We start from the raw sequence: 22,150 nt of genomic DNA, 5'->3' as shown, positions 1-22,150 counted from the left end.
GTCTTGCGCTCGATCATCTCGCGCGCGCGGGCAGGTGGCGCTACATTGATGCACATCGAACGACCATCGAACAGTGGGGCCCGGCTTGCAGAGCGCCATGGAATCCCGGCGGGAAGGCGAGGCAGCACGGCTGCTCGATGCCGCCTGGGCGAGCGCGCGCCACCGGCAGCCACTGCTGGCTTCGTCAGACCGCGAGCAGGCCCAGCATGTCGTGGGCCGCGTCTTCCGGCCGCACCGGCTCGAGCCGGCGCTCGCGGCGACGCCGATGGCTGCGCGCATGAACCACCTGGGGGCCGGCTTGCTCGGCCTGATCGACCTTGAATATGGGCGCGCGGTCGACATCCTGCCCGGCCCGCTCGAAGGCTTTTACCTGCTCCAGATCCCGCTCACCGGCAGCGCGCAGATCGACGCCGGCGGGGAACGCTTCGAGTCCGATGTGACGTGCGCCAGCCTGCTTTCGCCGGCGCCGGACCTGCGCATGCACTGGCGCGCCGGCAACCACCAGCTCATCGTGCGCGTCGAGGCGCCTGCGATGCAGCGCTTCGTCGACTGCTGGTGCGGCGAGGAGGCCGTGCTGCTGCCGAGCTTTGCGCCGCAACTCCCGCTGGACCGCCACCCGGCGCTCGTGGACCTGCTGCTGTCGCTGATCGCGGTCACCGAGCGCCAGTCGGCGGCGAGGTCCGATGCCGATGCGCGCAGTGCGCCCGGTGCCGAGCTGTGGCCCCTGTCGACCGTGCAACTGCACTACCGACTGATGGCGACGCTGCTCGCGTCGCAGCCGCACGATGCGAGCGTGCGGCTGGCCGCTCGCGGCCTGCCTGTCGCGCCCCGCTGCGTGCGCCAGGCCGAGGATTACCTCGAAGCGCATTGCGCCGAGCCGATCACGCCGGAGGCGCTGGCCGCGGCGACAGGCGTCAGCGTGCGCAGCCTCTTCCTTGGCTTCCAGCGCTTTCGCGGCGTGAGCCCGATGCGCTGGCTGCGCGAGCTGCGCATGCACCGGGCCCGCCAGGAGCTGCTCGCGGCCGGCCCGGGCGTGCACGTCACCGATGTCGCGTTGCGCTGGGGCTTCTATCACCTCGGCCGCTTCGCGCAGGAGTACCGCGAAGCCTATGGCGAGTCGCCGGCGCAGTCGCTGGCCGCGGCGCGCGGCCACACCGAGGCCTGGGCCACTGCCGACGGCCTGTAAGCCAGGCACCCCCGCCCGCGACAAAACCCGCGGGCGCCGGCACGGCCCCGTCGGGCGCGATGTAGACGCAGTAGACCTTGTCGTCGGTGACATAGCGACCCGTCCACGGCGGAATAGCGGGTCAAGGGGCGGCTGCTTCGCCCAGGGGCGGCTGCTCCGCATCGGAGCGCCCAGACAAGCTCAGCGCGCCGCACCCGGCGGCACCAGCCCGCGGCGCGGGATGGGCGTGGAGAACACGATCGAGGTGCGCGTCTCGCCGTAGCCGTTGATCGAGGCGAGGAAGCGCTCCAGGTCTTCGAGGCTGCGCGCGACGACGCTCATCACGTACGAATCGGCACCGGCCACGTGGTGGCATTCGAGCACCTCGGCGGCGCGGCGCAGCTTGTCGAGAAAGACCTTCTTGCCCGGCTGCAGCACCGTGATGCCGACGATGGCGCGCACCGGGTACCCGGCCTGCGCCGCGTCGATCTCGGCGCCCACCGAGCGCACGACGCCGGCGTCCACCAGGCGCTTGAGCCGCTCGGCCGTGGCCGGCACCGACAGGCCGGCCGCCTGCGCCAGCGTCTTCAGCGGCGCGCGGCCATCGGCCTGCAGCGCGAGCAGCAGTTGCCAGGCCTTGGTGTCGAGTTGCAGTGTTTCGGTCATGGTGGCCCCTCGCCTGAAAAATCGAAACCGGATTCGATTCTGACCTGACACCGCCTCTGGCAGGCAGCGAAGCCGCCCCGCAGAATGACGGTGATGGACACCCTCTCGTACTCGCCCGCGCTGGTGCTGTTCGCCCAGTCGCTGCTGATCGGGCTGTCGATCGCCGCGCCAGTGGGCCAGATCGGCGTGCTGGCGATCCAGCGCACGCTCGACCATGGGCGCGCCGCGGGCCTGGCCACCGGCCTGGGCGCCGCGTTCGCCGATGCCGTCTATGGCGCGATCGGCGCCTTCGGCGTCACCACGCTGATCGCCTGGTTGCTGGGCATCAAGACCTGGCTGGCGCTGTTCGGCGCGGCCTTCCTGCTCTACCTCGCGTGGCGCATCGCGAGCCGGCCCGTCACCCGCCGCGCCGGTGGCCACGCGCCGCCCGGCACGCTGCTGCGTTTCGTCTCCAGCACCTTCGTGCTGACGCTGTCCAATCCTTCGACCATCCTGTCGTTCATGGCGGTGTTCGGTGCGCTGGCCGGGCGCGCGCCGGCTGCATCACCCTGGGCCATGGTCACCGGCGTGCTGGTCGGCTCGGCGCTGTGGTGGCTGATCCTGGCCGGCATCGTCGGCTGGCTGCGCGACCGTTTCGACGAGCGCTGGCAGCGTGCCGTCAACCTGTGCTCGGCCGCGCTGCTCGCGGCGCTGGCCCTGTGGCAGCTCGCGCAACTGGCGGCCTGACGGCGACGCGGCTCACATCTCGCGCCGCTTCAGCGCGAGGTAGTCGTCCAGATCCATCTCGTGCAGCTGCAGCGGGTAGCGCTCGGTCTCGGCGAACCACTCGCGCAGGCGCTTGTCGGTCTGCCGTTCGCGCGGCACGCTCAGTGCGTCGAGGTGGGCATCGACTGCGAGGAAATAGCGCATCGCGTTGCGTTCGGCCACGCCCTGGATGCCCGTGACGTAGATCGGCTCGCCCGAAGGGTCGCGCCCGACGATGCTGAAGCCGACCTTGCGCCGGCCGAAGGTCGCGAGGTAGGCATCGGTGGCCAGGCGGGCTGCCAGGCCGTTGGTGTACGCGTAGGACAGGTGGATGAAGCTGTGCCCGGTGTCGACCGGCACCGCCTGCAGCGTGAGGCGGTAGTCGCGCGTGCCGAGCGGCCCCTCGCCCGCGCTCATCTGCACCGAGAGGTAGTCGGGCTGCGCTGCGAGCACGCTGTAGACGAACCGCAGGGCGAATGCGTCCTTCACCGGCTGGTCGGCCTTGCGGCCCACGGCCAGTTCCAGTGATTCGTGCGGCGGCTGGCCGCCGGGTGCGCAGCGCTTGATGTTGAACTGCAGCATCAGCATCTGGCACCAGTGGGCCGGGCCCTGCAGGGCCGGGGCGACCCGCGTGAACGGGTGGTCGACCAGCGCGTAGACGTCGCCCTGCGCCCGGGTCGACGAACTGCCCGCCTGCAGCAGCAGCGGCCGCCCGAACGGGCTCGCCGCCAGCGCAGGCTGCAAGGCTGCGTAGCGATCGCGCAGCGCGAGGGCGCCCTCGCCCCAGCACGCCGCGCCCGAAAGTGCGGCGAACAGCATGATCGCCGCACGCAGCATCGTTGTCATCGGCGTCGTCATCGGCTTCGGCACATCGGGCCCATCGAGACACAATGAAGCCAGCTTAGGCAGCCGCCGGGCCGGCGCGTGTCGGTGCCCCCCGCGGGTGCTTGTCGGACGGGACGCCAGATGAACGAGTGGGATGCGATCGTGGTCGGCGCCGGCATGGCCGGTGCCTCGGTGGGCTACTTTCTCGCGCCGCATGCGCGGGTGCTGCTGCTCGAGCGCGAGGGCCAGCCGGGCGTGCACTCGACCGGCCGCTCGGCGGCCATGTTCTGCGAGGGCTACGGCTCGGCGCAGGTGCGGGCGCTCACGCGGGCGAGCCGCGATTTCCTCGCCGCCGCGCCCGCTGGTTTCGCGCAGCACCCGCTGCTGCACCGGCGCGGCATGCTGATGATCGGCTCGGCCGAGCAGGCGGCCGCCGTGCAGCGGGTGTACGCCGAGCTCGGTGCCCATTCCGGCGAGCTTCGCCTGCTCGACACGGCCGCGCTGCAGGCGATGGTGCCGGTGCTCGAGCCCGCGGCGGCACGCATCGGCATGCTCGATCCGGCGGCCGCGGACATCGACGTGAACGAGCTGCACCAGGGTTTTCTGCGTGGCCTGCGGGCACAAGGTGGCGCGCTGCGGTGCGATGTGCAGATCGATGCGATCGAGCGTGTCGGCTCGCAGTGGCAGGTCCGTGCCGGCGACGAATCCTGGCGCGCGCCGCTGCTCGTCAACGCCGCCGGCGCCTGGGTCGACCAGCTGGCCGCGCTGGCCGGCGTCGCACCGATCGGCATCGAGCCGCGCCGGCGCTCGGCCTTCCTGTTCACGCCGCCCGAGGGCCTGGCCACGGCGGATTGGCCGCTGGTGATCGATGCCGACGAGAGCTTCTACTTCAAGCCGGATGCCGGCTTGCTGCTCGGCTCACCCGCCAACGCCGACCCGGTCGAGCCGCAGGACGTGCAGCCCGAAGAACTCGACATCGTGCTGGGCATCCACCGCATCGAGCAGGCCACCACGCTGCGCATCCGCCGCCCGAAGCGCACCTGGGCGGGGCTACGCTCCTTCGTCGCCGATGGTGACCTGGTCGGCGGCTTCGCGCCCGACGCGCCGGGCTTCTTCTGGGTCGCCGCCCAGGGCGGCTACGGCATCCAGACCAGCCCGGCGATGGGCGAAGCCTGCGCCTGCCTCGCGCTAGGCCGGCCGCTGCCGGCGGCGTTGAGAGACGCCGGGATCAGCGAGAGCCTCCTCGCGCCACGCCGGCCCTGACCATCAGGTCGCGCTCAGGCCAGCGCCAGCGCCTGGGCCAGGTGGGCGTACACGGTCGACACGCGGCGCAGGTGGCGCGATTCGGGGTGCGCCAGCAGCCACAGCTCGGTCTGGCATTCCGCGATCTCTTCGGTCAAGGGCAGCAGCTCGCGCCGGCCCTCAGCGAGGAAGATCGGCAGCACGCCGACGGCCAGGCCCTGGGCGACCAGCTCCATCACCGTCAGGATGCTGTTGACGCGGTAGGCCGGCTGCACCTTCGGAAAGTGGCGCTTGCGCCAGACCACCGAGGGATGGTCGGGCAGGGCATCGTCGGGCCCGGCCCAGACGGCCCGGCCGGCCTCGACATCGGCATGGCGCTTGACCGGCCCCTTGCGGCCGGCGTACAGCGCGACGCGGATCGGCCCCAGCGGCCGGCCCACCAGGTGTGGCGGCGGGCGCCGCGTGGCGCGCACGGCGATGTCGGCGTCGCGACGGGTCAGGCTGGCCAGCTCGTTGGCGGCGTGCAGCTCGAAGCCCAGCAACGGGTGCTCGGCGTGCAGCGTCTTCAGCGCCGGCGCGACCAGGCCGTGCAGGATCGTGTCGGTGGTCGTGATGCGCACCGTGCCCGACACCTGCTCGGGCTGCGCCTGGGCGGCCGAGCGGGCCGACTCGAGCGCGGTCTCGATGCGCTCGGCCTGCTCGGCCAGCGCCTGCGCCAACTCGCCGGCGCGGTAGCCGCTGCGTGAACGCGCGAACAGCGCCTGGCCCAGGCCCCGCTCGATGCGCTGCAGCGAGCGAAACACCGTCGACGCATCGACACCGAGCCGCTCGCCGGCGGCGGCCAGCGTGCCGGTGCGGGCCATCGCCAGCACCACCTCGAGGTCCGGCGCACTCAGCCGGTATTGCGTCGATGCATTCATTGATTTCATCCATGCCTATTTCGTAGGCGCCGGCGCAATCCTACAGTGCCGCCACCCCACCTCTTCCCGAAACCCCTGTCACGAGGAAACCGCATGAAGCTCTACTACGCTCCCGCCGCCTGCTCGCTGGCCGTGCACATCGCGCTGCACGAGGTCGGCGCCCGATTCGACACCGCCGCCGTCGACCTGGCCACGCACCAACTGGCCGATGGATCGAGCTACCTCGACATCGCGCCGCGCGGCTACGTGCCGCTGCTCGAGCTCGACGACGGCACGCGCCACACCGAGGCTGCCGCGCTGCTGCAGCACGTGGCCGACCTGGACCCGGCGCAGGCCCTGATCGGCGAACCTGGCACCGCGCGCCGGCTGGCCGTGACCGAGTGGCTGGCCTTCGTCAGCACCGAGCTGCACAAGGTCTTCAGCCCCTGGCTGTGGCACAAGGAGACGGCCGATTCGACCCGCCGCGCGGTGAAGGACAAGCTTGCGCAGCGCTTTGCCGAGCTCGACGCGCGGCTCGCGCACACCAACTTCCTGGCCGGCGACTACAGCGTGGCCGACGCCTACGCCTACACCATCGTGAGCTGGAGCGACTACCTCGGCATCCCGCTCACGCCGTACCCGAGCCTGAAGGCCTACCTCGCCCGTGTCGCAGCCCGCCCGGCGGTGCAGGCGGCACGGCGCGCCGAGGGGCTGGATCGCTGAGCGCTCAGTTCACCCACACCTTCACGTCCGGCCAGCCCATCAGTCGGAAGACGTAGTAGTTGACCGCGGCCTCCGCCGCGTCGTCGGCAAAGAGGACGATCTCGGCATAGCGCGGCACCCCTGCCTTGCTCATGATCGTCCACAGCTCGGCGGCCGGCCTGGGCGTGCCGTCGGCCTTCAGCAGCTCGGTGTAGGGCAGCCGCACGACAGGCCCCTCGGGCAGAAGCGCCGGTACTGCCTTGCCGGAGGCGACGAAGACCTTCGGGTACTCGCCGCGCGTGCCCTTGGGGTCGGCGACGATCAAGCCGGTGCGCGGCCGGGCCGCATAGGTCGCCGCCGGCACCGCGATGTCCTTCGGCGACTTCGGTGCGCCGACGGCCGTGGCCTGCCGGGTCAGCTCCGAGCCTCGCAAGCCCCACTCATCGACCGAGTCCATCAGCACCGACACCTTCTGGTGCCCGAGTTGCTCGAAGGCCAGGAAGGCCAGCGCCGCGCCGGGGGTCAGCCCGCTCTCGGCCATCACGACCACTTCGTAGGCCGGGTTGACGCCCGCCGGGCCCAGCAATGCGGCCAGCTCCTCGGGGCGGCCGAGGTGGGCGCGGAAGGTGTCGGCGCCGATGTTCAGCGCGAAGGGCACGTGGCCCTGCGCATATTTCTCGGGCGAGCGCACGTCGATGAGGTTCATCTGCGCCGCGCCGAACATGCGCAGCATCGGCGCGTTCCACCCGGCCAGCCAGGCCGGCGCGCGCTCGAGCTGCGGCGCGTCGTAGGTCCACAAGGGCAGCCCACGCTCGTCGCGCAACCATTCGCGCTGCGACTCCAGGTACAGCTTGACCTTGGGCTGCTCGGCGATGAACCGCAGTGCAAACCACGGCACGGCCGCGGCCACGCCGCCACCGCAGTGGCTGTGCACCACCTGATCGGGCCGGATGCCGACGTACCGGGCGAGGCGCCGGATCTCGTCGGCCGACTTGAAGGTCTTGTCGGCGTTGAAGAAGTCGGCGTGCGGCAGCAGGATCGCGTTGGGCACGTGGCCCGCCCGGTCGAAGAACTTCGTGGCACCGAAGTGGGAGTTCGGCTCGAGCGCCTCCACCAGCGCGTTGGCACCGGGGTCGCCCGAGGCGACCAGGAACTCCGGCAGCCGCGAGCGCACCTCTTCGCGCACGGCGGTGATGCGGTAGCTGCCCGGCGCCGGCGCGGGCGTCGGCTCCTGGGTGACGGCGCCGCCATGAGCGCGCCAGCCGGCGAGCCCGCCATCGAGCACGAACAGGTCGTCGGCCGGAACCCCGTTGTAGTAGAGGTCGTAGAACAGCCGCGCCGCCATCATGTCGGCGCCCTGGTCATAGACGACGATGCGCCGGCCCGGGCTGACACCCCAGGACTGCAGGCGCTGTTCCATCGCGGCCCGGGTCGGCTCGTTGGGGCCGTAGCGATACAGGTCGGCACTGACCGCGCCGGGGATGTGCCCGGCCCGGTGCTGCGGCGTCACCGAGGCGTCGAGCACCAGCACGTCGGCCTGGTGCTGCTGCAGCCAGGCCGCGTCGACCAGGCGGCTGGGGTGGCCCGGGTCCGCGTTGGCCGGCAACGCGCCCAGGAGCCAGCACAGGCAAGCCGCCATGGCCAGCGGATGCCAACGGCGCAGGATTCGAAGCATGGTGTCTCCTCTCGCAAAGCCCGACCGGACGCGGCACTGTGCCGCCGCCGGTGTGGCGCAAGCGAGCGGAAAGCGACGAGCCGCAGCCTGGGGTTGCCGAGCCACGGCGCGCCGCGCGCGAGCGGCGCCGGAGGGTGCGGCTCGCCCATCCTCTCGATTGACGACGTGCGGCGTGGACGCGCGAGGCAACCCGTTTCAGAATGCGTCCGCGAGCGCCTTCCGGGTGGCTCGATGCGGAGGGAAACCATGAAGCAGTACATCCGCAGTGCCGGTGCGATGGCCGCCGTCGTCGCGCTGTGCAGTTGCGCGACATCGCCCTTCTACAACGAGGCGCGCGACAAGCAGGGCCAGGCCTTGACGGAGGCCACGGCCAAGCTGGATTTCAGCGGCGTCGTCGACGAGCTGGACAAACGCTTTGCCGCGCTGCGCGCCGTCGAGCTCGAGACCCTGCGCGCGCGCGCGGCCACGCAGCGCCAGCTCGAGATCGCGAAGGTGGCCAGCCGCGGCCCGGCGGGCGACGGCACGCTCGAAACTCGCTACGTGGGCCCCTTGCTGGATACGCGCATCGAGCGCCTGGTCGGCCGCCGGCTCGACGCACCGGCGCTGGATGCCGTGCTGGCGGGCGTGGTGGAGGACGAGCACGCCGACAGCCAGGTGGCCGGCGCGCTACGGACCTTCAACAGCACGGCGCAGATGAAGCTCGCCGACTGCGCGAGCGCGCGGGCCTCGGTGGACAGCCACGGGGTCATCAAGCCCGAGATACTGGTCACGGTCGCGACCGCCAAGCGGTCATCGGCCCAGTTGCTGATGAACAACCTGATCCAGCGCTGCAAGGCTGCCGCGGCGGTCCAACCGGTCACCGGCGAAACCGGCGGCGAACTGCAGCGCGTGGCCGGGCTGCAGGATCAGGCGGCGAAGAGGGCGCAGGGCTATCGCAGCGCCCTGGCGCGCCACCGCGACGCACTGGACGAAGCCGCCCGGATCTACCAGGCCGAGGTCGAAGCCGCCACGCCGAAGAGCGGCGATGCGACCGCCAGTGCGCGGCTCGCCACTGCGGCGGCGACGCTGCAGTCGGCCATCGGCACGCTGCGCGAGGGCGCCGGGCTCAGCCCCGATGCGTTCGGCCACGCCGAGGCCTTGACCCGGCTGCAGGCGCTGGATGCCGTGGTCGGCGCCCTGGCGACCGGCAGCGCGGACCTCTCCACCCTCAGCCCGGAGCAGACCCGGGCGGTCGGGCTGGTGCGCCTGATCCCCGCGGTGGCCGACGATGCCGATGCGCTGATCACACGGGTGCGCAAGCCCCGTCTGGCGCCGATGCTGCTGGCGCTGGAGCAGCAGCGCCTGGCGGTCGAGGGCTACGAGGCCCGGGCGGCCTTGCTCGAGCGGCGCGCCGCCTTGCGCCAGCAGCAACTCGAAGCCGTTCGCGGCGAGCTGCAGGCCCTGGCCCGTGCGCGCCGCGCGCTCGGCCCGCCAGCGGCGAACACCAGGGGCGCCACCGTCGACTTGAATCGCAGCCTCGGTGAAGCGGTGGCCGACAGCGAAGAGGGCAATCGCCGGCAGGCGGCGCTGTACGAGTCGCTGGCGCTGTACTTCGACGTCGTGCTGCACCAGCGCACGCGGGCCGCCGAGCTCGAGCTGGCTTACAACGGCACGACCGACGAGCTGGTCATGCTGGAGTCCCGCAGCGCCGCGGCGCAGTGGGGCAGCCTGATGAAGAACATGGCCGCGGTGATCGCCGAGTACCACGCCGAGGGCATCAAGCCGGGTGAGCTGGCCGAATTCCTCAAGGGTTTCGGGCTGGTCATGATCGGCGTGAACGTGGGCAACTGAGGAGGCGCGCCAGATGAACACCGTTCGGATTCCGTGTTTCGCGGCATGCGTCGTCATCGTGCTGCTGGCCGGCTGCAGCACGCCCCGGCCGGCGCGCGAGCTGGCGCTGCAAGGGGCGGTCATGGCCGACAAGGCCCAGGCCGAGACCAGCGCCTTCGTCGACCGCGCGACCCAGGCCTATCAGCGCCGCGAGGCCATCGTGCGCGAGTTGGCCCGCGGCGAGATCGAGGACGTCAGCGCCGGCGACTTCCGCGCGTTCATCGCGGCCAGAGCCGGGCTGCCCAGGGAGCAGCAGCAGATCGAGCTGATCAACGAGCTGGCCGATCGAAGCCGCGAGTCGCGCGAGCGTGCCGAGCAGGCCTTCGAGGCATTGCAGGGCAAGCTCGTCGACGCCGCCGGCCCGGCCGTGCAGGCCAACGTCACGAACCTGGCCGAGACGCGCAAGGCCTTCCTCGTCCTGTCGCAGGAGCTGACGCCGGCCGAATGGCTGGCCTTCACGCAGGCCTACCTGAAGCAACTCAACCAGGAGCTCGCGGCACTGCGCGCGGCCGAGAAGCCGTAGCGAGCCGCAGCGAACCGCCCCAAGGAGCAGCCCATGGCCACACGAGACGCCGTTGCCGCGCTGGACACCGCCACGCAGGAGGAAAACGAGCGCATCACCAACGCTTTCATCGCCACCTCGAACGCGCTGGGCGATGCCATCATCGCGCTCAAGCGCATCCAGGCCGTGACCTTCGACCACGACAGCCTCGACGAACTCGTCCTCGAACGCCGGCGGCTGGAAGACGAGGCGGCTGCCAACGAGCGGGCTTTCCTGGCCTACATGGATGGCACGATCGGCATGCATCCGCCGGAGCCCGAGGACGTCAGCGCCATCGTGGCCCTGGCGGGTGAACTGGCGATCCTGACGCAGCAGAAGGCCACCGCCGCCGCGGTGCTGGCGTTGGCGAACGACGTCAACGCCAGATTTCAGGCCATCAAGGTGGCGTAGTTGCCGGTGGCACTACAGTGCCGCCGCATGGACAACGTCGATCTGAACATCCTGCGTCAGGTGGTGGCCTGGCGAGCCGAGGGGCGGCGCGTGGTGCTGGGCACTGTCACCCGCACCTGGGGCTCGGCGCCGCGGCCGGTGGGGGCGCTGGTGGCCGTGCGTGACGATGGCGCCATCGCCGGCTCGGTCTCGGGCGGCTGCATCGAGGATGACCTGATCGACAAGACCCGGGCCCACGCGCTGGCGGCCGAGGCGCCGCAGGTGGTGCGCTATGGCGTGTCGGGCGACGAGGCGGTGCGCTTCGGCCTGCCCTGCGGCGGCACGCTCGAGCTGGTGCTGGAGCCGCTCTGGGCGCACAGCGAGATCGAGGCCTTGCTCGCCCGGCTCGTGGCCGGCGAGCGGGTCCGGCGGACGCTGGAGCTGGCGAGCGGGCGCGTGACCCTGGCGCCGGCCGACGGCGCCGCCGACGTGGTGGTGCTCGACGACGAGCGCCTCGTCACCACCCACGGCCCGCGCTGGCGCCTGCTGATCGTCGGCGCCGGCCAGATGAGCCAGTACCTGGCGCAGATGGCGCAGGCGCTGGATTACGGCGTCACGGTCTGCGACCCGCGCGAGGAATACGCGCTGGCCGAGCCGCTGCCGGGGGTGCGCCATGTGCGCGACATGCCCGACGATGCGGTGCAGGATTTCGCCCCCGATGCGCACAGCGCGGTGATTGCGCTGACGCACGACCCCAAGCTCGACGACCTGGCGCTGATGGAGGCGCTGCGCTCGCCGGCCTTCTACGTCGGCGCGATCGGCTCGCGGCTGAACCAGGCCAAGCGCAAGCAGCGCCTGGCCGAGCATTTCGGCCTGAGCGAAGGCGAGCTGGCCCGGCTGCACGGGCCGGTGGGCATCAAGAACGGCGCCCGCACGCCGCCGGAGATCGCGGTGAGCATCCTGGCCGAGCTCACCGCCGTACGCTATGGCTGGCGCATCCCCGAGCCGGTGTTCATCGGCGCCGGCGGGCTGCCCCCGCCGGCCGGCTGCGTGGCCTGAATCGGCCCGGTGTCACTTGGGAGTGCCGTTCCCGGCGCCGCCTTGCACCGAGCACATTCTTGCCAGGCCATCCAGGAACGCGTTGCGTGCGGCGGTTTCGGTGATGGACTTCGCCGTGTCGAACCCGCTGGCGATGCAGCGGGAACGAGCTTCGATCTTCACGGCTTCGGTGAGATTTTGCGAGGCGAGCCCAGTCGAAAAGACCTTGCCGACAAGCAGACTGGCGCTGCCGTCCTTCGAGCTGCCGGTCCCGTTGCTGTCGAACCGACCGTAAACCGACATCGCGTCGGTCTTGTTGGTCTGCGACAGGCCGGCAACACGGATCGCTTCGGTCTTTGCCTGCAGTGCCTGATCGGCCCTTGACTGCCGTTGAGCCTTGAGTTCCGGCAATGCGGCCTCGGCATCTGCCTTGGCCTTGACCAGCGCGCCGATGCGCTCGTCCAGGGCGATGAGCACCTGCTTGGTGTTGAATGTTCCATCGGCGCTCTGAACGAGTGCCGTCACGTGGGCGCCCTTGTCCGCATTGAGCCGGTCGAGATCGGCGGCGCGCTGCTTCAATGCCTCGACCTTCGGATTGGGGGCCGGGACGGCGCTGTCCGCCGAAGGGGGAGGCTCCAGCATGCCCTGCGCTGTCACAATGCCGGACTTTAGTGAGTCGAGTTGGGCCACGAGGCTGGTAAGACCCGAGACCTTGTTCTCGGCAGCCGTCTGGGCCGCGGCAGCGGCGTCGGCGGCCTGTCTTGCAGCGAAGTAGGCGTCGATCTTTCGATTTCGTTCGGCGGTGGTCGCTTCGTCGGACGTCTCGGGTGTCGTGCCTTCTCCGTAGCGGGCTTCGATGAGCCGGATCTCGAGCGTCTTCTCTTGATCCTGGCCCTTCTTGTCGATTTCCTTCGACACTGCGACAGGCACATAAGCCGAATCGATCGATTTGATGCCGATGTTGACGGATCCGCCCTGGTTCTCCGCCACGTTGGCGGACACATCGACGCCCACGACGAGTTTCGACGAATAGACCAGCGGGGCCTGCTGAAGCGGCGCGCACGCGGACAGCCCGCTCAGGACGGCAATGCCGGCGGTGAGATGGCGATGGCTCATGTTGGCTCCCTGTTGATGACACACATGCGAGAAAGTTGTGGCTGCTGCTCCAGGGCATGGCGCAACTCGGCAGCTTCCTGCGGGCCTGAAACGATCAGAAAGGCGCGGCAGGCGAGGCCATCCGGAGCCAGGAAGGTGGTTTCAGCCAGCACGCCGAGCGTCGCCGAGCGAAGCCCGAAGATCAGGCCGATACCCTGCGTTACGACGACGGACGCCAAGTCCTGCCCTGGCTCGATCTTCAGCACCACGACACCGAAATGGCTGGTGCTGGTGACCGATGCGTTGCTCACCGTGACCGTAGTGCAGGCGCCCAGGCCGACCCAGGCGAAGGCTGCCGGCAAGAGGGCGGTGAAGGAGCGAATCGAAAGAGGCATGCCATAGCCTGTCCGACCTGTGGGCGGCCAGCATCCTCAAGTTGGTGGAAGCCATCGGATGGGCTCGACCGGAACCCACCTATTCGAGTGGGTGCCTGCGTGCCTCGGCTGCCCAGGGCTGTCTAGGGCGCCCGGTGCGCCTTCGGCGACCGGTAGTGCCACCACGGCAGCGCCTGCGTCAGCGACAGCACCTGCCCCGCCACGCCGACCGCCTCGTAGCCGGGCAGGGCGGCCAGGGCCGCGCGCCAGCCGGGGCTGGCCAGGGCGCTGCGCAGCTTGACGACGCCGGGGTGCTCCAGCGTGTCCTTCAGGCAGACCAGGAAGTAGTCCTCGGTCACCAGCGGCACGAAATCCAGCCCGAAGGCGGTGGCGGCCGCCTGCACCCCGATGCCGGCATCCGCTTCGCCGCTGGCCACCGCGGCGGCCACCGCGTTGTGGCTGTCTTCCGGGCCCTGGGTGGTCGACGCGAAAGCGGCCGCCGGCAGGCCCTGCTGCGCCACCAGGTGGTCGGTCAGCAGGCGGGTGCCAGAGCCGGCCTGCCGGCCGACGAAGCGGGCGTGCAGCGCGGCCACGTCGGCCAGGTCGCGCAGCCCCAGCGGGTTGCCCGGCGCCACCATCAGCCCCTGGGTGCGGCGGGTGCAGCCGATCAGCTTGTGCCGGCCGGGCTTGAGCAGCGGCTTCAGGCCGCGGGCGAACAGGTTGCCGCCTTCGGCCAGCGGCGGCACGTGAAACCCCGCCGCCAGGCAGCGGCCCTCGGCCAGAGCACGCAGCGCATCCATGCTGCCGGCGAAGCGCAGGTCGATGTGCAGCCGCTCGGTGGTGTTGGCGTGCTCGCGCAGCAGCGGCAGCGCGAGGTCGTGGCTGGCGTAGACGGTCAGCACCTGCTGGCTGCCGTCCAGCGCCTCGGCCAGCACCCGCTCGAGCTCGGCGCGCAGCGCCTCGATGTGCGGGGTCAGCCGGGCGCGGGCGCGGGCCTCGGCCCACAGCAGCCGCTCGGCGAACGGCGTCAGCCGCGCCGGCTGGCCGCGCACCCAGACGACCAGCGGCTCGCCCAGCACCTCTTCCCAGCGCTTGAGGGCGCCCCACACATGTCTATACGAGGCGCCCATGGCCTTCGCGGCATGCTGGATCGAGCCCTGCTCGCGCACGGCGGTGAGCAATTCGAACAGGGGGTTGTCGAGCGCCGCGCCGCGCTGGCCGGCCGATTCGAAGCTGTACTGGAGGTGAACGCCACGTGCACGCATGCAGGCCGCCGATGCCCTGTCTTTCGAGGGTATCGACCATAACCGATGCGTCGGCGACGGCCGTCAGTGCACGTCTGTTCCAGCCTGGAACAACCCGCGGGCCCGACTAGGGTTAGGCCTAGGTATCGGCGGGGAGCCGGTATGAAGATGATCACATAAGTGGGGTGCCAATCCCGGCGGCCCTGCGCCTGTCAGCAATCGCAAAGAGGCGAGGTCATGCAGAAGAGCCTTCACATCAATCCGGACAAGTGCACCGGTTGCCTGCAGTGCGAAATGGCGTGCTCCTACGAGAACTACGCCGTCTTCGCCCCGGCCAAGTCGCGCATCAAGGTGTTCGACTTCCATGAGACGGGCCGCAAGGTGCCCTACACCTGCACCCAGTGCGACGAAGCCTGGTGCCTGCATGCCTGCCCGGTGGAAGCGATCACCGTCAACGCCCTGACCGGCGCCAAGGAGGTCAACGAGACCACCTGCGTCGGCTGCAAGGTCTGCACCATCAGCTGCCCCTTCGGCACGATCAACTACGTGCAGGAGACCGGCAAGGTGCAGAAGTGCGACCTGTGCGGCGGCGAGCCCGCCTGCGCCATCGCCTGCCCGACCGGTGCCATCACCTACGTCGATGCCAACTGGACCGGCCTGAACAAGATGCAGGCCTGGGCCGACAAGCTGGGCAACCAGCCGGCTGCTTCCTGATTTCATAGGAGGAACACACATGTCCTGGGCTGGAAAGATCCTCCGCGTCAACCTGACCGACGGCACCGTCAAGAGCGAACCCCTCCGCATGGATTGGGCCAAGCTCTACCTGGGCTCGCGCGGGCTGGCTTCGAAGTACCTGATCGACGAGATCGACCCCAAGGTCGACCCGCTGTCGGTCGACAACAAGATCATCTGGGCCACCGGCCCGTTGACAGGCACCATGGCCTCCACCGGCGGCCGCTACACGGTGGTCACCAAGGGCCCGCTGACGGGTGCCATCGCGTGCTCGAACTCGGGCGGCTACTGGGGCGCCGAGTTGAAGATGGCCGGCTGGGACATGATCATCTTCGAGGGCGCCTCGCCGAAGCCGGTCTACCTGTACGTCAACGACGACGTCGCCGAGCTGCGCGATGCCTCCGCCCTGTGGGGCCACAGCGTCTGGGAAACCGAAGAGACGCTGAAGAAGCTGCACCAGGATCCGCTGCTGCGCATTTCCAGCATCGGCCTGGCCGGCGAGAACAAGGTGCTGTTCGCCGCCGTGGTGAACGACCTGCACCGCGCCGCCGGCCGCTCGGGCGTGGGCGCCGTGATGGGCAGCAAGAACCTGAAGGCCGTGGCCGTGCGCGGCACCAAGGGCGTGGGCAACATCGCCGACCCCAAGGCCTTCATGCAGGTCACTGCCGAGAAGAAGAAGATCCTCGCCGAGAACGGCGTCACCGGCCAGGGCCTGCCGACCTACGGCACCCAGGTGCTGATGAACGTGATCAACGAGATCGGCGCGCTGCCCACCCGCAACCACCGCGACGTGCAGTTCGAGGGCGCGAAGGACATCTCCGCCGAGGCCATGGTCACCCCGCGCGCGACCGACGGCAAGAAGCACCTGGTGACCAACCAGGCCTGCTTCGGCTGCACCATCGCCTGCGGCCGCATCAGCAAGATCGACAAGGGCCACTTCACGGTCGAGAACAAGCCGCAGTACTGGGGCGCCTCGGGCGGCCTGGAATACGAAGCGGCCTGGGCGCTCGGCGCCGCCAACGGCGTGAACGACCTCGAAGCGCTGCAATACGCCAACCTGCTGTGCAACGAGCAGGGCATGGACCCGATCAGCTTCGGCGCCACCGTCGGCGCGGTGATGGAGCTGTACGAGATGGGTGTGCTGACCGCCGAGCAACTCGGCATCGATGCCAAGTTCGGCTCGGCCCAGGCGCTAGCCCACTTTGCCGAGATCACCGCCAAGGGCGAGGGTTTCGGCAAGGAGATCGGGCAGGGCTCCAAGCGCCTGACCGCCAAGTACGGCCACCCGGACCTGAGCATGAGCGTCAAGGGCCAGGAATTCCCGGCCTACGATTCGCGCGGCATCCAGGGCATGGGCCTGGCCTACGCCACCAGCAACCGCGGCGCCTGCCACCTGCGCGGCTACACGGTGGCCAGCGAGGTGCTGGGCATCCCCGTCAAGACCGACCCGCTGACCGCCGAGGGCAAGCCCGAGCTCGTCAAGGCCTTCCAGGACGCGACGGCGGCCTTCGACTCGGCCGGCATCTGCATCTTCACCAGCTTCGCCTGGGGCCTGGCCGACGTGGCACCCCAGGTGGCCGCCGCCTGCGGCGACGAGTTCACGCTCGAGAACATGGAGAAGATCGGCGAGCGCATCTGGAACATGGAGCGCGACTTCAACAACAAGGCCGGCTTCACCGCCAAGGACGACTCGCTGCCCAAGCGCCTGCTGACCGAGCCCGCCAAGACCGGACCGGCCAAGGGCCTGGTCAACAAGCTGCCCGAGATGCTGCCCAAGTACTACGCCGCGCGCGGCTGGACGAACGAAGGCGAGTTGACGGCCGAGACGCGCACCCGCCTGGGACTGTGACGGGCTGACATGAAACACGTGATCCTCGGTGCCGGCCCGGCCGGCGTGATTGCCGCCGAGACCATTCGCAAGCACGCGCCGAACGACGTGATCACCGTCGTCGGCGACGAGCCCGAGCTGCCGTACTCGCGCATGGCCATTCCCTACCTGCTGATGGGCCACATCGGCGAAGAGGGCACCCACCTGCGCCGCGGGGCCCGTGCCCACTACGACAAGCTGCGCATCACGCTCAAGCAAGGCCGCGCGGCGCAGGTCGACACGACCGCGCGCCAGGTGATCCTCGACGATGGCAGCAGCCTGCCCTACGACCGGCTGCTGGTCGCCACCGGCTCGTCGCCCGCCACGCCGCCGATCCCCGGCATCGACGGCCCCGGCGTGCACACCTGCTGGACGCTCGAGGACGCCCGCGCCATCATGGCCTTGGCCGGCCCGGGCGCGCGCGTGCTGCAGCTGGGCGCCGGCTTCATCGGCTGCATCATCATGGAGGCGCTGGCCGAGCGCGGCGTGAAGCTCAGCGTGGTCGAGATGGGCGACCGCATGGTGCCGCGCATGATGGGCCCCACGGCCGGCGGCATGATCAAGCACTGGTGCGAGCACAAGGGCGTGGCCGTCCACACCGGCGCCCGCGTCGAGGCCGTGGACCGGCCGGGCCCCGACGGCGCGCCGATGGGCGTGCGCCTGTCCACCGGGCAGAACCTGCCGGCCGACCTGGTCATCAGCGCCACGGGCGTCAAGCCCAACATCGGCTTTCTCGAGCACTCGGGCGTCATCTGCCTGGTCGGCGTGCTGACCGACGAGCACCTGCAGACCAACGTGCCCGGCATCTACGCCGCCGGCGACTGCGCCGAGGCCTTCGACAAGGTCAGCGGCCAGACCATCGTCAGCGCGATCCAGCCCAACGCCGCCGAGCAGGCGCGCGTGGCGGCGCTGAACATGGTCGGCAAGACCACCTCGCTCAACGGCGTCACGCAGATCAACGTGCTGGACACGCTGGGGCTGATCTCGGCCAGCTTCGGGCTCTGGCAGGGTGTGCCCGGCGGCCAGCACGTGGAGCTCACCGACGAGGCCGCCGGCCGGCACCTGAGCCTGCAGTTCGGCGGCGAGCGGCTCGTGGGCTGCAACGCCATCGGCTGGACGAACCATGTGGGCGTGATGCGCGGCCTGGTCGAGGGCCAGGTCAAGCTGGGCGCCTGGAAAGAGAAGCTGCTCGAAGACCCGACCTTGCTGATGGAAGCCTACCTCGCCTGCGCCCAGGCCCAGGGTGAGCAGGCACACTTGAAGGCCTGATGCACATCACCTTCAAGCTCTACGCCAGCCTGACCGACTACCTGCCCGCCGAGCGCCGGCCCGGCAACGCCATCGAGCTCGACGTGGCCGCGGGCGCGAGCGTGGCCGAGATCATCGCCCCGTTCAACCTGCCGCTGAAGATGGTGCACCTGGTGCTGATCAACGGCCACTTCGTGCCGCCCGACCAGCGCGCGAGCCGCACGCTGGCCGAAGGCGACGTGCTGGCGATCTGGCCGCCCATCGCCGGTGGGTGAGGCCGGTGGCCGAGCCACCCGCCGAGTTCGAGCGCGAGCACGGCTGCACCGAAGCCGAATGGCTGCGCTGCCTGCCCGGCGCGGCCGGGCCGAACGCGCTGACCTTGCCGGCGCCGGGCAGGGCGCAGGTGGCGCTGGTGGGCGGGGGTGAGCTGGCGCTCGAATGGAGCGCCTTGCCCGAGCGGCAGATCGCGCTGATGCGGATGCCGCGGATGCGGGTGCGCTACGCCTTCAGCGCGGATGTCTCGCCGCAGGCCCGCGAGGCGTTCATGCGCCACTTCGACCTGTACACCCGCCGCGGCGGCGGATAGTCGGGGCAGGTCGGCGCTGCCATACAGCCTGGCATGGTTGCCCGCGCAGGAGCAGACTGCTCACTCGTCCGGGCGGCAGGCGTCGCCCCGGGCGGAGCTGGAGCCTTTTCCATGGAGGCTGTCATGACCATGTCCACCCGCCTTTCCATCTACCTCGACCTGCGCGGCGCGCACTACGAGGTCTGCACGCACGGCCACAGCAGCAGCAGCGCCGAGACCGCGCGCAGCGCCCACATCCCGCCCCAGGAGCTCGCCAAGTCGGTGATCGTCGAAGACGATGCCGGTTGCGTGATGGCCGTCGTGCCGGCCGACCGGAACGTGCAGCTCGGCCGGCTCTCGCACCTGCTCGAGCGCCAGCACCTGCGGCTCGCCGACGAGGCCCGCATCGCCGCGTTGTTTGCGGACTGCGAGCGCGGCGCCGTGCCCGCGCTGGGCATGGCCTGGGGCCTCGAAACGGTCGTCGACGACGAGCTCGAGGCTGCGCCGGTCGTCTACATCGAAGCGGGCGACCATGAGCAGCTGCTGCGACTGTCGCACGACGAGTTCCACGAGCTGATGCTGGCCGCGCGGCACGGCCGGTTCTGCGGCGAGCGGGTCCATTGACCGGGTCATGCCCGCGACCGCGACGTTCCGCTTCTACGAGGAGCTGAACGACTTCCTCGCTCCCGCGCGGCGTGGGCGGGAGTTCAGCTGCCGGTGCGCGCGCGCGGCGACTACCAAGCACATGATCGAGGCGCTGGGCGTGCCGCACACCGAGGTCGAGCTCGTGCTCGTCAACGGCGAATCGGTGGGCTTCGAGCGGGTGCTGGGCGACGGCGACCGCGTCGCCGTCTACCCCAAGTTCGAGGCGTTCGATGTCACGCCGCTCGTGCGCGTTCGCGAGCGCGCGCTGCGCGAGACCCGCTTCGTGGCCGACGCCCACCTCGGCGGTCTCGCCCACCTGCTGCGCATGACGGGCTTCGACACCCTGTACGACAACCACTTCGCCGACGACGAGATCGTGCGCATCGCGGCCGCGCAGGGGCGCATCGTGCTGACGCGCGACCGCGAGCTGCTCAAGCGCCGCACGGTGACCCACGGCTGCTACGTGCGTGCGCAGCGCAGCGAACTGCAGTTGCGCGAGGTGTTCGACCGGCTCGATCTTGCCGGCACGGTGCGGCCGTTCACGCGCTGCCTCAGCTGCAACGCGCTGCTGCGGGCGGTCGACAAGGCACAGATCGCGCCACGGCTGCCGCCGGCCGTGCGCGAGCGCTACGAGCGCTTCGCGGTCTGCGATGGCTGCGAGCGCGTGTTCTGGGAGGGCATGCACTGGCGGCACATGCGCGAGATGGTCGACGCGCTGCTGGCGCCGGCTCTCAGTTAGGGGGCTGATCGACGTCGCCGGCGCTTTCGTTCATGCGCAGCCGCGCCTAATATTCGTGCGTCGATGGCGTCGATGGCGTCGATGGCGTCGATGGCGCCCGAGGCCGTGGAACGAAGGGAGGTTGCGATGGTGCACCTGAAGGCGAGCCTGCGCCCGGCGCTCCTGGCAGTGCTGTTCAGTGCGGCCTTGGGGCCGGCCGCAGCGGCGACGATCTACGGCAGCGTGTCGGAGAATCAACAGCCCGCTGCCAATCGGCCGATCGAGTTGCTGTGCCCTGGCCAGAAGGCGGTGCCGGCCACGACCGATGCGCGCGGCTCCTACCGTTTCACCGTCGGTACGGTCGGCGGCTGCACCGTGCGCGTGGGCACGGCGGAGGCGCCGGTGATCCTGTCAGTCAACCCGGCGCAATACAACTTCGAGCTGCGCAGCGTGAACGGGCGCCTCGTCCTTGTCCAGCGCTGAGGTCACGAGGTGCGCATGAGCCCGAGACAAACAGAGGTTCGCGGAAGCTCGCGCCGGAAATTCGCCACGTCTCGATCTTGGCTCAGTGACAACGTCAAGTGGATGATCAGCACCCTGGCCATCCCGGTATCGCTGGCGGGGTCGACGGTGATCTATAACGTGTGGGCCGCGAAGCGGTCCGACGCCGAGAGCCGGCTTCGGCTGTACACCGAGCTCGTCAACAAGCGCGAGGAGGCCGACACCAACCTGCGCCGCGAGATCTTCGCCAAGCTGATGGAGAAGTACCTCGACCCGGGGCAGAAGGACCTCGACCGGCGGCTTGCCGTGCTCGAGTTGTTGACACAGAACTTCAATGAGTCGCTCAATCTGAGCCCGTTGTTCTGGCAGCTCGAGCGCCAGATCGTCGACGAAGGAGGCAAGCGCGCGCCCGCATTTCGCGCACAGCTGATGCGCATTGCCGACACCGTCAAGCAGCGCCAGCTCGATGTGCTGCAAGTCTACGGCGGTGGCGGCGAGGCTGATCCTGTCTTCAAGCTCCCTGCCGACAAGCCCATTCTCGATCGCGACCTGACGCTGGAACTGCCATCCTCCGACGGCGCGAAGCGGCGCATCGGCTGCCACTTCATCGTCGAGGCGCTCGAGCCCGATGAAGCCAGCCACAGTGTCCAGGTTCGGGTGCAGTCGATGCCGCTCGAGCGCCGCGCCGCGCAGGGTGTGCATGTCGACGACAGCCCGAGCTGCGTCGGAGGCTTTTCGCGCCAGTGGATGTTCAGCGTCGATCCGTTCGACTTCCCGTTCGTCAACTACACGCGCATGTCGGCGGACGAGCGCTTCGCGATCTTCTTCAGCCCGCACGAGGGCGGGTTGTACAGCTTCAAGTTCGTCTACTTTCCGAGCTCGCTCGGTGGCGTACGCGACAAGCCGTTCATCGACGACGTGATGAACAAGCTGCGCAGTGCTTCGAAATAGATCCTGTGGAGATGCCGATGCGCTTCATGTCTTTGTGCGCCGGCGTGTGCACCGCTGTTGCGGCTGCCACGGCGCCGGCGGCTCAGCCTCCCCCCGCCGCCGCGAGCGCCCCGCCGCAGCCGCCATCGGCGGCGGCTCCTGCGCAGAGTGCTCGGGTACTCGTGCAGGTTCGCTTCGGCGTCGAAGGGCCCGGCATGCCGGCGCCGGCGCGGCTGCAGATACCAGCGATGCGCCTCGACATCGACACCGACGAGCACGGCGAGCGTGCGCTACCCGGGGTGCCCAAGGGCAAGGTTCGCCTGAGAATCTTCGTCGCTGGGGCCGACCCCTGCACCGTCGACTTCGTTGCCGCAGGAGACAAGGCGACGACGGTGAAGGTGTTCGTGCCGAAGCGCGGGCGCGGCGACAAGTGCAATCGCCTGACGGACTGATCCCGCAACGACGATAGCCGCCG

Annotated in this window: 25 protein-coding genes; 18 read left to right on the top strand and 7 right to left on the bottom strand. The window is 70.0% G+C overall.

Annotated features, from left to right (window positions below; genetic code table 11):
- Positions 1-97 precede the first annotated feature (97 nt).
- Entirely contained in the window at positions 98-1,186 is a 1,089-nt protein-coding gene (locus VJ693_RS01160) for an AraC family transcriptional regulator (RefSeq protein WP_324151627.1), read from the top strand.
- A 180-nt stretch (positions 1,187-1,366) separates the two neighbouring features.
- On the opposite strand, the gene VJ693_RS01155 is transcribed toward VJ693_RS01160, so the two are convergent.
- Positions 1,367-1,831 (bottom strand): Lrp/AsnC family transcriptional regulator, encoded by a 465-nt coding sequence (locus VJ693_RS01155; protein WP_324151626.1) that lies wholly within the window; start codon positions 1,829-1,831, stop codon positions 1,367-1,369.
- 93 nt (positions 1,832-1,924) lie between these two features.
- Between VJ693_RS01155 and VJ693_RS01150 the strand changes: the two genes are divergently transcribed.
- Positions 1,925-2,557 carry a LysE/ArgO family amino acid transporter gene (locus VJ693_RS01150; RefSeq protein ID WP_324151625.1) on the top strand — a complete coding sequence of 211 codons (633 nt, stop codon included), beginning with the start codon at positions 1,925-1,927 and terminating at the stop codon, positions 2,555-2,557.
- 12 nt (positions 2,558-2,569) lie between these two features.
- Here the strand turns inward: VJ693_RS01150 and VJ693_RS01145 are convergent, their stop codons facing one another.
- Positions 2,570-3,421, bottom strand: coding sequence for a hypothetical protein (locus VJ693_RS01145; protein WP_324151624.1), 852 nt, complete (start codon positions 3,419-3,421; stop codon positions 2,570-2,572).
- A 120-nt stretch (positions 3,422-3,541) separates the two neighbouring features.
- Here VJ693_RS01145 and VJ693_RS01140 point away from each other — a divergent pair, with 120 nt between their 5' ends.
- Positions 3,542-4,663: an FAD-dependent oxidoreductase gene (locus VJ693_RS01140; RefSeq protein WP_324151623.1), complete on the top strand. Its 1,122-nt coding sequence runs from the start codon at positions 3,542-3,544 to the stop codon at positions 4,661-4,663.
- 14 nt (positions 4,664-4,677) lie between these two features.
- Here the strand turns inward: VJ693_RS01140 and VJ693_RS01135 are convergent, their stop codons facing one another.
- On the bottom strand, positions 4,678-5,562 hold the full coding sequence (locus tag VJ693_RS01135) for a LysR family transcriptional regulator (protein ID WP_324151622.1): 885 nt from the start codon (positions 5,560-5,562) through the stop codon (positions 4,678-4,680).
- Between the two features lie 93 nt (positions 5,563-5,655).
- Here VJ693_RS01135 and VJ693_RS01130 point away from each other — a divergent pair, with 93 nt between their 5' ends.
- Complete coding sequence (locus tag VJ693_RS01130; RefSeq protein ID WP_324151621.1) at positions 5,656-6,264, top strand: glutathione binding-like protein; 609 nt, start codon at positions 5,656-5,658, stop codon at positions 6,262-6,264.
- 4 nt (positions 6,265-6,268) lie between these two features.
- Here the strand turns inward: VJ693_RS01130 and VJ693_RS01125 are convergent, their stop codons facing one another.
- A complete protein-coding gene (locus tag VJ693_RS01125) occupies positions 6,269-7,918 on the bottom strand; it encodes a rhodanese-like domain-containing protein (protein WP_324151620.1) in 1,650 nt (549 codons plus the stop codon).
- A 246-nt stretch (positions 7,919-8,164) separates the two neighbouring features.
- Between VJ693_RS01125 and VJ693_RS01120 the strand changes: the two genes are divergently transcribed.
- The 4 genes from VJ693_RS01120 to VJ693_RS01105 are packed head-to-tail and all read left to right on the top strand — an operon-like array spanning position 8,165 to position 11,777.
- Positions 8,165-9,748, top strand: coding sequence for a hypothetical protein (locus VJ693_RS01120; RefSeq protein ID WP_324151619.1), 1,584 nt, complete (start codon positions 8,165-8,167; stop codon positions 9,746-9,748).
- Positions 9,749-9,761: 13 nt separating this feature from the next.
- Positions 9,762-10,310 (top strand): hypothetical protein, encoded by a 549-nt coding sequence (locus tag VJ693_RS01115; protein WP_324151618.1) that lies wholly within the window; start codon positions 9,762-9,764, stop codon positions 10,308-10,310.
- Positions 10,311-10,343: 33 nt separating this feature from the next.
- The gene (locus VJ693_RS01110; protein ID WP_324151617.1) at positions 10,344-10,739 is read left to right on the top strand and encodes a hypothetical protein; all 396 of its coding nucleotides are present in this window, start codon (positions 10,344-10,346) and stop codon (positions 10,737-10,739) included.
- A gap of 27 nt (positions 10,740-10,766) precedes the next feature.
- Positions 10,767-11,777 carry an XdhC family protein gene (locus tag VJ693_RS01105; protein ID WP_324151616.1) on the top strand — a complete coding sequence of 337 codons (1,011 nt, stop codon included), beginning with the start codon at positions 10,767-10,769 and terminating at the stop codon, positions 11,775-11,777.
- A gap of 12 nt (positions 11,778-11,789) precedes the next feature.
- Here VJ693_RS01105 and VJ693_RS01100 read toward each other — a convergent pair whose 3' ends face one another.
- The 3 genes from VJ693_RS01100 to VJ693_RS01090 form a co-directional block, all read right to left on the bottom strand.
- The gene (locus VJ693_RS01100) at positions 11,790-12,872 is read right to left on the bottom strand and encodes a hypothetical protein (protein ID WP_324151615.1); all 1,083 of its coding nucleotides are present in this window, start codon (positions 12,870-12,872) and stop codon (positions 11,790-11,792) included.
- Positions 12,869-13,246 (bottom strand): hypothetical protein, encoded by a 378-nt coding sequence (locus VJ693_RS01095; RefSeq protein ID WP_324151614.1) that lies wholly within the window; start codon positions 13,244-13,246, stop codon positions 12,869-12,871. The genes VJ693_RS01100 and VJ693_RS01095 overlap by 4 nt, the downstream gene beginning before the upstream one ends.
- Positions 13,247-13,368: 122 nt before the next feature.
- Positions 13,369-14,490: a substrate-binding domain-containing protein gene (locus VJ693_RS01090; RefSeq protein ID WP_324151613.1), complete on the bottom strand. Its 1,122-nt coding sequence runs from the start codon at positions 14,488-14,490 to the stop codon at positions 13,369-13,371.
- A gap of 216 nt (positions 14,491-14,706) precedes the next feature.
- Between VJ693_RS01090 and VJ693_RS01085 the strand changes: the two genes are divergently transcribed.
- From VJ693_RS01085 to VJ693_RS01040, 10 genes are all read left to right on the top strand, one after another.
- Positions 14,707-15,183 (top strand): 4Fe-4S dicluster domain-containing protein, encoded by a 477-nt coding sequence (locus VJ693_RS01085; protein WP_324151612.1) that lies wholly within the window; start codon positions 14,707-14,709, stop codon positions 15,181-15,183.
- A gap of 19 nt (positions 15,184-15,202) precedes the next feature.
- The gene (locus VJ693_RS01080) at positions 15,203-17,050 is read left to right on the top strand and encodes an aldehyde ferredoxin oxidoreductase family protein (protein WP_324151611.1); all 1,848 of its coding nucleotides are present in this window, start codon (positions 15,203-15,205) and stop codon (positions 17,048-17,050) included.
- A 9-nt stretch (positions 17,051-17,059) separates the two neighbouring features.
- Positions 17,060-18,337: an NAD(P)/FAD-dependent oxidoreductase gene (locus tag VJ693_RS01075; RefSeq protein ID WP_324151610.1), complete on the top strand. Its 1,278-nt coding sequence runs from the start codon at positions 17,060-17,062 to the stop codon at positions 18,335-18,337.
- Positions 18,337-18,591, top strand: a complete 255-nt coding sequence (thiS, locus tag VJ693_RS01070; RefSeq protein WP_324151609.1) for a sulfur carrier protein ThiS — start codon at positions 18,337-18,339, stop codon at positions 18,589-18,591. The genes VJ693_RS01075 and thiS overlap by 1 nt, the downstream gene beginning before the upstream one ends.
- A 5-nt stretch (positions 18,592-18,596) precedes the next feature.
- Complete coding sequence (locus tag VJ693_RS01065; RefSeq protein ID WP_324151608.1) at positions 18,597-18,902, top strand: hypothetical protein; 306 nt, start codon at positions 18,597-18,599, stop codon at positions 18,900-18,902.
- A 123-nt stretch (positions 18,903-19,025) separates the two neighbouring features.
- On the top strand, positions 19,026-19,505 hold the full coding sequence (locus tag VJ693_RS01060; RefSeq protein WP_324151607.1) for a YbaK/EbsC family protein: 480 nt from the start codon (positions 19,026-19,028) through the stop codon (positions 19,503-19,505).
- 7 nt (positions 19,506-19,512) lie between these two features.
- The gene (locus tag VJ693_RS01055) at positions 19,513-20,265 is read left to right on the top strand and encodes a Mut7-C RNAse domain-containing protein (protein WP_324151606.1); all 753 of its coding nucleotides are present in this window, start codon (positions 19,513-19,515) and stop codon (positions 20,263-20,265) included.
- Positions 20,266-20,391: 126 nt separating this feature from the next.
- Positions 20,392-20,727: a hypothetical protein gene (locus VJ693_RS01050; RefSeq protein WP_324151605.1), complete on the top strand. Its 336-nt coding sequence runs from the start codon at positions 20,392-20,394 to the stop codon at positions 20,725-20,727.
- A gap of 102 nt (positions 20,728-20,829) precedes the next feature.
- Positions 20,830-21,696, top strand: coding sequence for a hypothetical protein (locus VJ693_RS01045; protein ID WP_324151604.1), 867 nt, complete (start codon positions 20,830-20,832; stop codon positions 21,694-21,696).
- An 11-nt stretch (positions 21,697-21,707) separates the two neighbouring features.
- Positions 21,708-22,127, top strand: coding sequence for a hypothetical protein (locus tag VJ693_RS01040; protein WP_324151603.1), 420 nt, complete (start codon positions 21,708-21,710; stop codon positions 22,125-22,127).
- The last annotated feature ends 23 nt before the right edge of the window (positions 22,128-22,150 follow it).

This window comes from Ideonella sp. (assembly GCF_035254525.1).
Classification (GTDB): Bacteria; Pseudomonadota; Gammaproteobacteria; order Burkholderiales; family Burkholderiaceae_C; genus Ideonella.
The sequence above is the reverse complement of the archived record's forward strand: the minus strand, read 5'-3'. Positions and strand labels throughout refer to the sequence as shown.